General features: G+C 69.6%; 13 protein-coding genes and 1 riboswitch. Of the genes, 2 read left to right on the top strand and 11 right to left on the bottom strand.

The genetic code is table 11. From position 1 onward, the window contains the following. Positions 1-89: 89 nt before the first annotated feature. Entirely contained in the window at positions 90-1385 is a 1296-nt protein-coding gene (locus tag ABT354_RS02925) for a PTS transporter subunit EIIC (protein WP_351488140.1), read from the top strand. Between the two features lie 248 nt (positions 1386-1633). Then, the gene (locus ABT354_RS02920; protein WP_351488137.1) at positions 1634-2902 is read left to right on the top strand and encodes a PTS transporter subunit EIIC; all 1269 of its coding nucleotides are present in this window, start codon (positions 1634-1636) and stop codon (positions 2900-2902) included. A gap of 83 nt (positions 2903-2985) precedes the next feature. On the opposite strand, the gene ABT354_RS02915 is transcribed toward ABT354_RS02920, so the two are convergent. The 11 genes from ABT354_RS02915 to clpS form a co-directional block, all read right to left on the bottom strand. Further along, positions 2986-3738, bottom strand: coding sequence for an MBL fold metallo-hydrolase (locus tag ABT354_RS02915; protein WP_351488135.1), 753 nt, complete (start codon positions 3736-3738; stop codon positions 2986-2988). A 375-nt stretch (positions 3739-4113) separates the two neighbouring features. Beyond that, a complete protein-coding gene (locus tag ABT354_RS02910; protein WP_351488132.1) occupies positions 4114-5064 on the bottom strand; it encodes a PLP-dependent cysteine synthase family protein in 951 nt (316 codons plus the stop codon). Between the two features lie 5 nt (positions 5065-5069). Further along, the gene (locus ABT354_RS02905) at positions 5070-5351 is read right to left on the bottom strand and encodes a MoaD/ThiS family protein (protein WP_351488130.1); all 282 of its coding nucleotides are present in this window, start codon (positions 5349-5351) and stop codon (positions 5070-5072) included. A 146-nt stretch (positions 5352-5497) separates the two neighbouring features. Beyond that, positions 5498-5602: a putative leader peptide gene (locus tag ABT354_RS02900; protein ID WP_351488128.1), complete on the bottom strand. Its 105-nt coding sequence runs from the start codon at positions 5600-5602 to the stop codon at positions 5498-5500. Between the two features lie 66 nt (positions 5603-5668). Beyond that, complete coding sequence (locus ABT354_RS02895) at positions 5669-6427, bottom strand: ABC transporter ATP-binding protein (RefSeq protein ID WP_502983320.1); 759 nt, start codon at positions 6425-6427, stop codon at positions 5669-5671. 62 nt (positions 6428-6489) lie between these two features. Beyond that, entirely contained in the window at positions 6490-7479 is a 990-nt protein-coding gene (locus ABT354_RS02890; RefSeq protein ID WP_351489133.1) for a FecCD family ABC transporter permease, read from the bottom strand. Between the two features lie 170 nt (positions 7480-7649). Continuing rightward, a complete protein-coding gene (locus ABT354_RS02885; protein ID WP_351488125.1) occupies positions 7650-8657 on the bottom strand; it encodes an ABC transporter substrate-binding protein in 1008 nt (335 codons plus the stop codon). A gap of 42 nt (positions 8658-8699) precedes the next feature. Beyond that, positions 8700-8814, bottom strand: a riboswitch (cobalamin riboswitch). Positions 8815-8986: 172 nt separating this feature from the next. Then, a complete protein-coding gene (locus tag ABT354_RS02880) occupies positions 8987-9409 on the bottom strand; it encodes a M67 family metallopeptidase (protein WP_351488122.1) in 423 nt (140 codons plus the stop codon). A 162-nt stretch (positions 9410-9571) separates the two neighbouring features. Then, complete coding sequence (locus tag ABT354_RS02875; protein ID WP_351488120.1) at positions 9572-11044, bottom strand: amino acid permease; 1473 nt, start codon at positions 11042-11044, stop codon at positions 9572-9574. 496 nt (positions 11045-11540) lie between these two features. Next, positions 11541-12170: a DUF2017 domain-containing protein gene (locus ABT354_RS02870; RefSeq protein WP_351488118.1), complete on the bottom strand. Its 630-nt coding sequence runs from the start codon at positions 12168-12170 to the stop codon at positions 11541-11543. Beyond that, entirely contained in the window at positions 12170-12484 is a 315-nt protein-coding gene (clpS, locus tag ABT354_RS02865; RefSeq protein ID WP_351488115.1) for an ATP-dependent Clp protease adapter ClpS, read from the bottom strand. Before clpS ends, ABT354_RS02870 begins: the two co-directional genes overlap by 1 nt. Positions 12485-12605 lie beyond the last annotated feature (121 nt).

Here is a 12605-nt window from a genome sequence, read left to right as displayed (position 1 = left end):
AGCGCCGAACCCGTGGTGCACCACTGGTCTACACCCATCACGGACGCCTGCCCAAACCGGTCCGGTACCGGTCCCGACTAAGGACGCCGATGACCTCCGAGAGCGCCGCCGCCACCCGGCCGTCTCCCTGGAACGCGCTGTTCCAGGGGCTCCAGAAGATGGGCCGCAGCCTTCAGCTCCCCATCGCGGTGCTGCCCGCCGCCGGGATCCTCAACCGCCTCGGCCAGGACGATGTCTTCGGCAAGAACGGGCTGGGCTGGAACGATGTCGCCAAGGTCATGGCCGGGGCGGGCGGGGCGCTGCTGGACCCGAACATCGGGCTGCCGCTGCTGTTCTGTATCGGTGTCGCCATCGGTATGGCGAAGAAGTCCGACGGCTCCACGGCGCTCGCCGCCGTGGCCGGATTCCTTGTCTACTACAACGTGATCCGCCAGTTCCCGGAGGTCTGTGTGCCGGGGACCAAGCCCGTCGGCGCGGGCTGCCAGGCGACCGACGGCACGGTGACCGTTTTCACGTACCAGAATCCGGGGGTGTTCGGCGGGATCGTGATGGGGCTGCTCGCCGCCTTCTTCTGGCAGCGCTACCACCGCACCCGGCTGGTGGACTGGCTGGGCTTCTTCAACGGCCGCCGGCTGGTGCCGATCATCATGTCGTTCGTGGCCATCGCCTTCGCCGTGATCTGTCTGTGGATCTGGCCGCCGATCGGCCGGGGACTGGAATCCTTCAGCGACTGGCTGGTGAGCCTGGGCGCCTGGGGATCGGGAATCTTCGGGGTGGCGAACCGGGCGCTGCTGGTGATCGGGTTGCACCAGTTCCTCAATGTGCCGATCTGGTTCCAGCTCGGGAGTTACACCAAGCCCGACGGCCAGGTGGTGCACGGCGACATCACGATGTTCCTCTCCGGGGACCCGAATGCCGGGCAGTTCACCACGGGCTTCTTCCCGATCATGATGTTCGCGCTGCCCGCCGCCGCGCTGGCGATCACCCACAGCGCCTATCCGCACCGCCGCAAGGAGGTCGGCGGGCTGATGCTCTCGGTCGGTCTGACCTCGTTCGTGACCGGGATCACCGAGCCGATCGAGTACTCGTTCCTCTTTGTGGCACCGGTGCTCTACGCGGTGCACGCCCTGCTCACCGGGGTCTCGATGGCGGTGAGCTGGGAGCTGGGGGTCAAGGACGGATTCAGCTTCTCGGCCGGACTGATCGACTATGTGATCAATTGGAGTCTCGCCACCAAACCCTGGCTGATCATTCCGATCGGGCTCTGTTTCGCGGCCCTCTATTATGTGATCTTCCGTTTCGCGATCACCCGCTTCAATATCCCGGTTCCCGGGCGGGAACCGGAGGAGATCGGGGACGCGCTGGAGCGCGACAACATCAAGTAGCGCACCGGGATCAGCACCCGGATCGGTACGGGATCAGCACGGGGGATCGGCGCCGGGATACGGCCCCGAAGATCCCTTCCCCAAGGGCACCGCGCATTACTCAGGGAACCTGCGAATCTCACGCTATTCGCAGGTTCCTTATCTATGTCTCACGTGTTACAAAGGTCTACACCACTCTCAGTGGTATAGACCACGCGGCGCGCGCCGCGGGCCTCCCCCCTCCCCCTGTGTGCTCCCTGGAGATACGGATGTCCCAGACGGCTGGCGCCGCCCCCGCGGCAGAGAAGAAGAAGGGCGCGGGTGCGATGGCTGTGATGCAGCGCATCGGCCGCAGCCTGATGCTGCCGGTGGCGGTGCTGCCGGCCGCCGCGCTCCTGGTCCGCCTCGGCAACGAGGACATGCTCGGCCGGGACTCGTTCCCCGCGTTCATCACCCGGATAGCCGGCTATATGCACGCGGGCGGCAACGCCCTGCTGGACAATATGCCGCTGCTCTTCGCGGTGGGCATCGCGATCGGCTTCGCGAAGAAGTCCGACGGCTCCACCGCGCTGGCCGCCGTCGCCGGCTATCTGGTCTTCAAGAGCGTGCTGGGCACCTTCACCGACAAGAATCTCCCGCAGATCGCCGAGGTGGTCGACGGGAAGATCGTGATGCAGGACGCCCCGGTGGACGCCAAGGTCCTCGGCGGTGTGGTGATGGGCATCGTGGTCGCCCTGCTCTACCAGCGGTTCTACCGCACCAAGCTGCCCGACTGGGCGGGCTTCTTCGGCGGCCGCCGGCTGGTGCCGATCCTCTCCGCCTTCGCCGGTCTGGTCATCGGTGTGCTCTTCGGTCTGATCTGGCCGGTGCTGGGCACCGGGCTGCACAACTTCGGTGAGTGGCTGGTGGGCTCCGGCGCGGTGGGCGCGGGCATCTTCGGTGTCGCCAACCGGGCGCTGATCGCGGTCGGCATGCACCATCTGCTGAACTCGTTCCCCTGGCTCCAGGCCGGTGAGTTCGAGGGCAAGAGCGGCGACATCGCCCGCTTCCTGGCCGGCGACCCGACCGCCGGACAGTTCATGACCGGCTTCTTCCCGATCATGATGTTCGCGCTGCCCGCCGCCTGTCTGGCGATCGTGCACTGCGCCCGGCCGGAGCGCCGCAAGGTCGTCGGCGGCATGATGTTCTCGCTCGCCCTGACCTCCTTCGTCACCGGGATCACCGAGCCGATCGAGTTCACCTTCATGTTCGTCGCCCCGGTGCTGTACGCGGTGCACGCCCTGCTCACCGGTGTCTCGATGGCGCTGACCTGGTCGCTCGGGATGAAGGACGGATTCGGGTTCTCGGCGGGTGCGCTGGACTACGTACTGAACTTCGGGATCGCCTCCAAGCCCCTGGGCCTGCTGCTGGTCGGGGCCTGCTTCGCGGTCGTCTACTACGTGGTCTTCCGCTTCGCGATCACCCGCTTCAATCTGCCGACGCCGGGCCGGGAGTCCGACGAGGAGCTGGCGGAGATCCTCAAGGCCGAGGCCAAGTAGGACCGGGCCGCACACGACGGAGCCCCCGGTGGTCATGACGACCACCGGGGGCTCCGCCGTACAGGTCGGGCCGCCGCCCTCGGTCAGATGTCGTACACCGTGCCGGTGACGGCCAGCTCGGCCGGGCCCCGGTAGACGGACCGGGCGTCGGCGAGATTGCGCTCGCCGTCGGTCCACGGCGGTACATGGGTGAGCACCAGCCGCCCGGCCCCGGCCCGCTCCGCGTGCTGCCCGGCCTCCCGGCCGTTGAGGTGCAGACCGGGGATGTCCTCCTTGCCGTAGGTGAAGGAGGCTTCGCAGAGGAAGAGATCGGCACCGTCGGCCAGCTCGTGCAGGGCCTCGCAGACCCCCGTGTCCCCCGAGTACGTCAGCGTCCGGCCCGCGTGCTCCAGCCGGATGCCGTACGCCTCCACCGGGTGGGCGACCCGCTCGGTGCGCACCGAGAACGGGCCGATGTCGAAGCTGCCGGACTTCAGGGTGTGGAAGTCGAAGACCTCGCTCATGGAGGTGGGCGAGGGCGTGTCGGCGTACGCGGTGGTCAGCCGCTGCTCGGTGCCCTCGGGCCCGTACACCGGCAGGGGTGCGCAGCGGCCCCCCTCGTGACGGTAGTAGCGGGCCACGAAGTAGCCGCACATGTCGATGCAGTGGTCGGCGTGGAGATGGCTGAGGAAGACGGCGTCGAGGTCGTAGAGACCGATATGGCGCTGCAGCTCGCCGAGGGCGCCGTTGCCCATGTCGAGGAGCAGCCGGAAGCCGTCGGCCTCGACGAGGTAGCTCGAACAAGCCGATTCCGCGGACGGGAACGACCCCGAGCAGCCGACGACGGTGAGCTTCATGGAGCTGGGACCTCCATTGGGGGGCGAGGAGGGCTGGGGGGTGGGTCTGGGTCGTGCGGTCCGTTGAGCGTAAAGCGCAAAAGGGGGTGCCGCCCCTTGGGGGTGGGGCGTTGTGGGGGAACTCACCTGGGCTGTCACCGATTCGGAGGCGGTGGGGCCGGTCCGGGGTGGCCCGAGGGTGGTGACGGTGGGGTGACGGGTCGGCCCCGGCGGTGGTGACGGAAGGGGCTTCGGGGGGTACGGGCCCGGGGACGGCCGCGCCGGGCGGCCCGGCCCGGGGTGTACGGGGCGGGCCGCCCGGCGCGGGCGGCGATGCGGGGTGGAGCGGTGGTACGGGGTGGAGCGGTGGTACGGGTGGTGGTGCGGCGGCGGGGGTCAGGCCCAGAGCTGGCCCTGGAGGGCCTCGATCGCCGCCTCGGTGGTGGGGGCGGTGTAGACCCCGGTGGAGAGGTACTTCCAGCCGCCGTCGGCGACGACGAAGACGATGTCCGCGCGCTCCTGGGCCTTGACCGCCTTGCGGCCGACGCCGATGGCGGCGTGCAGCGCGGCGCCGGTGGAGACCCCGGCGAAGATGCCCTCCTGCTGGAGCAGCTCGCGGGTACGGGTGACGGCGTCCGCGGAGCCGACGGAGAAGCGGGTGGTGAGGACGGAGGCGTCGTACAGCTCCGGGACGAAGCCCTCGTCCAGATTGCGCAGCCCGTACACGAGGTCGTCGTAGCGGGGCTCGGCGGCGACGACGGTGATGCCGGGGACCCGCTCGCGCAGATAGCGGCCGACGCCCATGAGGGTGCCGGTGGTGCCGAGGCCCGCCACGAAGTGGGTGATGGTGGGGAGGTCGGCGAGGATCTCCGGGCCGGTGGTGGCGTAGTGGGCGCCCGCGTTGTCGGGGTTGCCGTACTGGTAGAGCATGACCCAGTCGGGGTGGTCCGCGGCGAGTTCCTTGGCGACGCGGACCGCCGTGTTGGATCCGCCCGCCGCGGGTGAGGAGACGATCTCGGCGCCCCACATGGCGAGCAGTTGCCTGCGCTCCTCGCTGGTGTTCTCCGGCATGACGCAGACGATGCGGTAGCCCTTGAGCCGGGCCGCCATCGCCAGGGAGATGCCCGTATTGCCGGAGGTGGGCTCCAGGATCGTGCAGCCGGGGGTGAGCCGTCCGGCCTTCTCCGCCTGCTCGATCATATGGAGCGCCGGGCGGTCCTTGACCGAGCCGGTCGGGTTGCGGTCCTCCAGCTTGGCCCAGATCCGGACGTCGTCCGAGGGGGAGAGCCGGGGGAGCCGGACCAGCGGGGTGTTGCCGACCGCCGCGAGCGGGGAGTCATAGCGCATCCGGATCAGCGCATTCCGCCGGCGACGGCCGGCAGGATGGTGACGCTGTCGCCGTCGCCGAGTTCGGTGGAGATGCCCTTGAGGAAGCGGACGTCCTCGTCGTTGAGATAGACATTGACGAAACGGCGCAGGTCACCACTGTCGTCCACGATGCGGGCCTGGATGCCGGCATGGCGGGTCTCCAGGTCGGCGAAGAGTTCGGCGAGGGTGGCTCCCGTGCCCTCGACGGCCTTCTCGCCGTCGGTGTAGGTGCGCAGGATGGTCGGGATACGAACCTCGATGGCCATGACGTGGACTCCCGTGGGGAACGGTGGAGAGGCGGCGGTGCGCGGTTTCTTCCCCCGCGCGAGGGGGGTGGTGCTCGGGTGCTGCCCGGTTCGGGCGTCAGCTCCCGGCCCCGGGGGCGGGCCCGCCGGTGGGCCCGCGGCCGGGGTCAGGGACACATCGCGCTGGCGAGCCGGCAGAGGTCGACATGGAGCCGCGCCACGAGCAGCACGGAGCCGCCCGGCGTCTTCTCGCTCATGTCGTGGTCAACCATGCGGTCATCGTATCGATTCCCGGTCCGGATCCCGGAAGGCCGTCTCATATCCCGGATGTGTGGTGCTCACCATGCGGGCGGGAGGTAGGTGATGACGGGCGAGCCGGTGGCCGGGTGGAGGGTGATCTCGGCGTCGACGCGGTAGACATCGGCGAGGAGTTCGGGGGTGAGCACCTCGGCCGGGGGGCCGACGGCGGCGACCCGGCCCGAGCGCAGGACCACGATCCGGTCGCAGTAGTGGGCGGCGAGGTTGAGGTCGTGCAGGGCGAGGACGGCGGTGGTGCCCAGCGCCCGGACCAGCCCCAGGATCTCCAGCTGGTAGCGGATGTCGAGATGGTTGGTGGGCTCGTCCAGGACCATCAGCGTGGGCCGCTGGACCAGGGCGCGGGCGACCAGGACCCGCTGGCGTTCGCCGCCGGAGAGGGAGGGGAAGGGGCGGTCGGCGAGGGCGTCGGCGCCGATCCGGGTGAGCGCCTCGTCGACGCGGGCGCCGTCGGCGGCCGAGTCGGGTTCCCAGAACCGCTTGTGCGGGGCGCGGCCCATGGCGACGATCTCGCGTACGGTCAGCTCGAACTCGGCGGGGGCCTCCTGGGGGACGCTCGCCACCCGGCGGGCGCGCTCCTTGGTGCCGAGGGCGAGCAGATCGTCCCCGTCCAGCAGAATCGTTCCGGCGGTGGGGCGGAGGGCTCCGTACACACAGCGCAGCAGGGTGGTCTTGCCGCTGCCGTTGGGGCCGACGAGGCCGACGGTCTCGCCGGGGCGGGCGTCGAGGTCGACCCCGTCGAGGAGGAGCCGGCCGCCGGTGGCGTAGCGGATCCCGCGCACGGTGAGGTCGGCCCGGCCGGTGGGGGTCTCCTGGTCCCGGGCGGTACCGGGCGGCGGGGTGCTCACAGGGTGGCTCCTTGGGCGGTACGGGTGCGCATCAGCCAGAGGAAGAGCGGCCCGCCGATCAGCGCGGTGAGCACACCGACGGGGATGTCCTGCGGCGATGCGACGGTCCGGGCGGCGAGATCGGCGGTGATCAGGGCGGCCGCCCCGCCGAGCGCGGCGACCGGCAGCAGGGCCCGGTGGGTGGCGCCCACCAGTAGCCGGGCGGCGTGCGGCACCATCAGCCCGATGAAGCCGACGGCGCCGCTCGCGGCCACCAGGACCGCGGTGACCAGCGAGACCAGGACGAAGACGGCGGCCCGGAAGCGGGCCACGTCCAGCCCGAGGACGGTGGCGCTCTCCTCCCCCACCAGCAGCAGATCCAGCGGCCGGGCCAGCGTGAGCAGCAGCGGCAGGACCGCGCAGAAGACGACGGTGGGCAGCCAGACGGTGTCCCAGCGGGCGCTGCCGAGTCCGCCGAGGGACCAGTACAGGGCCTCCCGGAAGTGCTCGGGCCGGGCGGAGGCGACCAGGACGAGGGTGGTGAGGGCGGTGAGGATGTACGAGACGGTGACCCCGGCGAGGACCAGCCGGGTGCCGGTCATGGCTCCTCCCCGGGCGGCCAGGAGATAGACGAGGACCAGCGCGGCGAGGGCCCCGGCGAAGGCCCCCAGCGGCATGGCGACGGCGGTGGTGGCGCCGATGCCCAGGGTGAGGACGACGACGGCGCCGGTGGAGGCCCCGGAGGAGATCCCGAGGAGGAAGGGGTCGGCGAGCCGGTTGCGGACCAGGGCCTGGAGGACGGTGCCGACGACCGCGAGCCCGGCGCCGACGACGGCGCCGAGGAGCACCCGGGGCAGCCGTACCTCGATGACGATGGTGCGGAAGGGGCTGGGCGCGGCGCCGGGGAGCAGGGCCCGCACCACCTCGCCGGGCGGGATGCGGACGGATCCGATGGCGAGTCCGGCGATGACGGCGGCGGCCAGGGCGGCGAGCAGGGCGGCGACCACGGCTCCGTAGCGGAGCCGGGCCCGGGTCCGGGTCCGGCCGGCGGGCCGGTCACCGTCCTCGGCACCCCTGGCAACCGCCGCACCCGTCACGTCGTTGGCGTCCTGGGCCACGGCCCCGGCCGGGTTCACGGTCCCGGCCGGGTTCACCGGCTTCACGGGCTTCACCGTGGTCACCGGTCGAACTGGGTGGCCAGCTTGGCGATGGCGGCGGGCGCCCGTACCCCGAGCACCGCGTCGGAGAGCGGCAGCACCGCGAAGCTCTTGTTCCGCACGGCGGGCACATCCCGCAGCGCCGGGTCGTCCAGCAGCCGCTTCTTCTTCTGGGCGACGCTGACCGAGCCGTATTCGAGGATCAGGATGGTCTCGGGCTTACGGGCCACGACCTGCTCCCAGGTGGCGTCGCCGAACGACTTGTCGATATCGGCGAAGACGTTCTTCCCGCCCGCGCGCGTGATCAGCTCCTGGCCGATGCCCTTGCCGCCGATGGTGGTGGCGGTCTTGTCGCCGCCGTCGTACACGAAGACCGGCACGGGCTTCTCCCCGGCCCGCCGCTTCTCGGTCCCGGCGACCGTCCTCTTCGCCCCGGCGATCCACCGCTCGGCCCGCTCCTGGACGCCGAAGGTGCGGCCGACCTCCTCGACCTCCCGGTAGAGGTCGTCCAGGGTGGTCCGCTTCTCGGTGCAGTACTCGATGTTGAGCCTGCTCTCGATGCCGGAGTCCTTCAGCCCGTCCCGGGTGCGCCCGTCCTTGGCCTCGAAGGCGCTGGCGTAACCGCCGTAGACGAAGTCGGGGTTGACGGAGAGCAGCTTCTCGCGGGAGGGGTACTCCTTGGCGACGACGGGGACGGAGTCGTAGGCCTTCTTGTAGCGGGGCAGCACGGCGTCGTCGAGATAGGCGGTGCCGACGAGGGACTTCTCCAGGCCGAGTTCCAGCATCACCTCGGTGACATGCTGGTTCATGGTGACGACCCGCTGGGGCGCGCGCTGGAAGGTGGTCTTCACACCGCAGTTGTCGACGGTGTACGGGAAGGCTCCGCCGGAGCCCGCGGTGTCGCTCTTCCCCGCGTCACCGGAGGTACCGGAGGCGGACCCCCCGGAGTAGGAGCCGCAGGCGGTGAGGGTGACGAGCAGGGCGGTGGACATCAGAACGGCTGCGGGTATGGAACGGCGCCTGGACATGACGGGGTACGGCCTCCTTGAGGGGATTTCCACGTCCCCTGGGTGGTGGGAGGGCGGCGGATCAGTTCCTGGCTGCCGAGCCGGGGGCTCGGTTCACAGTGGCGGGACCGCGCCGGATTCGCACCGGTTTCCTGGGGCCCGCCGCCCTGTCTGTGCAGTTGTGTTGTTGATACGTGTAAGCGCTCTGGTACGGGTACTGCTGCGGCACGGGTACTGCCGTGATGGTGCCGGTACTGCCGTGGTGGTGCCGGTACTGCCGTGGTGCCGGTACTGCCCGGTCTCACGGGGCCCCGAGGCCCCGCCGACACGGTCCGCCGCCGGCCCGGCCCTCAGTATGCCTCCACGATCTCCACGTCCTCCTCGGTGACCTCACCGTCCACGATCCGGAACGAGCGGAACTGGAACGGTCCGGCGTCATCGCCGTCGGCGGTCGAGACCAGGACATAGTGGGCGCCGGGCTCATTGGCGTAGGTGATGTCGGTACGGGAGGGATAGGCCTCGGTGGCCGTGTGGGAGTGGTAGATGATCACCGGCTCCTCGTCACGGTCGTCCATCTCCCGGTAGAGCTTGAGGAGATCGCCGGAGTCGAACTCGTAGAACGTGGGCGAGCGGGCCGCGTTCAGCATGGGGATGAACCGCTCGGGGCGGCCGGTGCCCGCCGGGCCCGCCACGACTCCGCATGCCTCGTCGGGGTGGTCGGCGCGGGCATGCGCCACGATCCGGTCGAAGAGGGCCTTCGTCAGCGTCAGCATGCGGTCAGGATAAGCAGGGCGAACGCGGAAACGTTCCTCTGTACCGACCACCGGAACGCCCTGCTCCGTACCGGCCCCCCGGGTGCTCCGTACAACGACGGGGGCGGGGCCGTACCGCTCTCCGGTACGGCCCCGCCCTTCTGTCCACGGCCTGCCGGCCGGTCAGCGCTTGGTGAACGCCGCTCCCTGCGGATCGCGCCGCTTCAGCAGCAGATAGGCGACGCCGAGCAGCAGCCCCCAGACCGGGGCGACATAGAGGGAGATCCTGGCGTCCTTGTCGACACCCATCAGCACGATCACCAGACCGATGAAGGCCAGGGCGAACCAGCTGGTGTACGGGGCGCCGGGGGCCCGGAAGGTGGACTGGGGCAGCTCGCCCCGGTCCGCCTTGGCGCGGTAGCGGATCTGGCAGACCAGGATCATGATCCAGGCCCACATACCGGAGATGGTGGCAAAGGAGACGATCTTGTGGAACGCCTCGCCGGGCCACTGGTAGTTGATCCAGACACCGATGAGCATCAGCCCGGCGGAGAAGGTGGTGCCCAGGAGCGGGGTGCCGTTCTTGGTGAGCCGGGTGAAGATCCTCGGGCCCTGGTTGTTGAGGGCCAGGTCGCGCAGCATCCGGCCGGTGGAGTACATGCCGGAGTTGCAGGAGGAGAGCGCGGCGGTCAGCACGACGAAGTTGACGATGGCGGCGCCGACCTGGAGCCCCATCTCGTCGAAGGCGGCCACGAACGGCGAGACCCCGGGCTGGAAGGTGGTCCAGGAGACCACCGACAGGATCATGATCAGGGCGCCGATGTAGAAGATCGCGATACGGATCGGAACGGTGTTGATCGCCTTGGGGAGGTTCTTCTCGGGGTCCTTGGACTCACCGGCGGTGACGCCGACGAGTTCGACGGCGAGGAAGGCGAACATCACGATCTGGAGGGTCATCAGGGTGCCGCCGATGCCCTTGGGGAAGAATCCGCCGTCGTCCCAGAGCAGGGTCACCGAGGCGGTGTCACCGGCGTCCGAGAAGCCGAGGGTGAGAATGCCCGCACAGATCAGGATCATGCCGACGATCGCGGTGACCTTGATCATCGAGAACCAGAACTCCAGCTCGCCGAAGATCTTCACCGAGATCAGATTGGCGGCGTAGAGAATGAAGGTGAAGACCAGGGCCGAGATCCACTGGGGAATGTCCCACCAGTACGTCATATAGCTGGCGGCGGCGGTGACCTCGGTCATTCCGGTGACCACCCAGAAGAGCCAGTAGGTCCAGCCGGTGACAAAGCCCGCGAAGGGGCCCACGAACTCCCGCGCGTAGTCCGAGAAGGACCCCGCGACCGGGCGGTACATCAGCAGCTCGCCGAGGGCCCGCATGATGAAGAAGATGACCACACCGGCGACGGCGTAGGCCAGGATCAGGCTGGGGCCCGCCTTGGAGATGCCCCGGCCGGCGCCGAGGAAGAGCCCGGTACCGATCGCGCCGCCAATGGCGATCATCTGTATCTGCCGGGCATTCAGTGCCCGGTGGTAACCCTGATTGTCATCGGCCCCGCCGGGGGAGCCAGGGGCCGCCGGGGACCCGTCGAGTCCCGCCGCACCCTTGCCGTCGTGCCCGTCATCCTTGCCGACCTGCACTGAGGTCATGGTGATGCGCCCTTTCTCCATGCGGATCCGCTCCCGCTTGCGCGCGGAATGCGGATCAGGTCCTGATCCCCCCGGATACGGATGGAGTGCCACCGGCGATCCGCCGGCCAAAGCGCCTCCAGAGGCATGGGTGGCGCCCCTGGCGGAAGTGCAGGTTTATCACGGGCGAGGTGACCGGGCGCGACGACGCGTGTGACTCAAGCCACCAGAGAAATGGGAAAAAAGACGCATCAAATGACAATCGCCTTCGATGCGGTGACGGGATCGTTATTCGGATTTGAGCGTCCGCTGAGTCTTCACCGGTGATCGCTGTCCGAATATCGGACAGATTCCCCCGCTCAGCGGCCCCCGGTGCATCCTGGGCATCGCACGGGAAAACACCCGGCGGATATCAGGCAGGCGCCCGGCAGACGCCGGACAGGTGCCGGGCACACACTCACCGGGCACACACCGGACGGGCGCCGGACAGAACAGGCGCCGGTCGGGCGTCAGGGCATCAGGGCATCAGCGTCTCGACCAGCGTCTCCTGGAGCACGCCCAGCCAGAGATAGGCCATCACCATCGGCTTGCGCGGATCGGAGTCGGGCAGCCGGTAGAGGCCGCTCGACTCGTCCTCGTCGCTGACCTCCAGCCGGGTGCCGATGGTCAGTCGCAGGTCGTTGAGGGAGCGCAGCCAGTTCACGCACTCCCCGGGGGAGAGCGCGAGCACCGCGCCGCCGTCGGCGCCCGGGGTGAGCGAGTCCAGCGCGCGCACCACGGCGAGGGCGTCCTCGCGCTTGTGGGCGCGGAGGTCGTTCTCGGTGAAGCGGCGGAACTCGGCGGACGCCTCCGCCAGCTTCTCGTCCGGCTTCCCGCCCTGCTTCTCGTCCGGCTTCGCGTCCGGTTTGCCGGCTGCCGGCCCCCGGTAGGCGTCCGGGAAGAGCCGGGCCACCGCCGGGTCGGACGGCGGCTCGCTGGGGCCCTCGGCGAAGAGCGCGGCCAGCGGGTCCTCGCCCTCGACCGGCTCGGTGCCGGGTCCGATCAGCTCCAGGAGCTGTACGGCCAGCGAGCGCAGGATGGAGATCTCGACATCGTCCAGCGCCACCGAGGCGCCGCCGCCGGGGACCGGCTCGAAGTGTCCCGGCATCAGCCGCGGTCCTGCGAGAGGGTGGCCCACAGGCCGTAGCCGTGCATCGCCTGCACGTCGCGTTCCATCTCCTCGCGGCTGCCGCTGGAGACCACCGCGCGCCCCTTGTGGTGCACGTCGAGCATCAGCTTTCGCGCCTTGTCCTTGGAGTAGCCGAAATACGCCTGGAAGACGTAGGTGACATAGCTCATCAGATTGACCGGGTCGTTGTGGACGAGCGTCACCCACGGGACGTCGGGTTCGGGGACGGCGAAGGTCTCCTCCGCCGGCGCGGGGCGTTCGATCTCGGTGGGGGCAACACTCACCTGATCCATGCTGCCACCCAGGAGGGCTCGACGCATAAACGGGGACCACATCTCGTCAGTTTGACGAGATGTGGGGTAGCATCCGGGCCATGGCTGGATCGCCCGTGGTCGGAGGGCGGCCGTGACGAAA

It is taken from the genome of Streptomyces sp. NPDC000594, assembly GCF_040299965.1.
Classification (GTDB): domain Bacteria; phylum Actinomycetota; class Actinomycetes; order Streptomycetales; family Streptomycetaceae; genus Streptomyces.
This window is presented reverse-complemented; position numbering and strand designations above follow the sequence as displayed.

Bases quoted from the DNA above. Each gene is read 5' to 3' on its own strand.
- ABT354_RS02920 (WP_351488137.1), top strand. From the start codon at position 1,634: ATGTCCCAGACGGCTGGCGCCGCCCCCGCGGCAGAGAAGAAGAAGGGC.
- ABT354_RS02905 (WP_351488130.1), bottom strand. From the start codon at position 5,351: ATGGCCATCGAGGTTCGTATCCCGACCATCCTGCGCACCTACACCGAC.
- ABT354_RS02875 (WP_351488120.1), bottom strand. From the start codon at position 11,044: ATGACCTCAGTGCAGGTCGGCAAGGATGACGGGCACGACGGCAAGGGT.
- ABT354_RS02910 (WP_351488132.1), bottom strand. From the start codon at position 5,064: ATGCGCTATGACTCCCCGCTCGCGGCGGTCGGCAACACCCCGCTGGTC.
- ABT354_RS02925 (WP_351488140.1), top strand. From the start codon at position 90: ATGACCTCCGAGAGCGCCGCCGCCACCCGGCCGTCTCCCTGGAACGCG.
- ABT354_RS02915 (WP_351488135.1), bottom strand. From the start codon at position 3,738: ATGAAGCTCACCGTCGTCGGCTGCTCGGGGTCGTTCCCGTCCGCGGAA.
- ABT354_RS02870 (WP_351488118.1), bottom strand. From the start codon at position 12,170: ATGCCGGGACACTTCGAGCCGGTCCCCGGCGGCGGCGCCTCGGTGGCG.
- clpS (WP_351488115.1), bottom strand. From the start codon at position 12,484: ATGGATCAGGTGAGTGTTGCCCCCACCGAGATCGAACGCCCCGCGCCG.
- ABT354_RS02900 (WP_351488128.1), bottom strand. From the start codon at position 5,602: ATGGTTGACCACGACATGAGCGAGAAGACGCCGGGCGGCTCCGTGCTG.
- ABT354_RS02880 (WP_351488122.1), bottom strand. From the start codon at position 9,409: ATGCTGACGCTGACGAAGGCCCTCTTCGACCGGATCGTGGCGCATGCC.
- ABT354_RS02885 (WP_351488125.1), bottom strand. From the start codon at position 8,657: ATGTCCAGGCGCCGTTCCATACCCGCAGCCGTTCTGATGTCCACCGCC.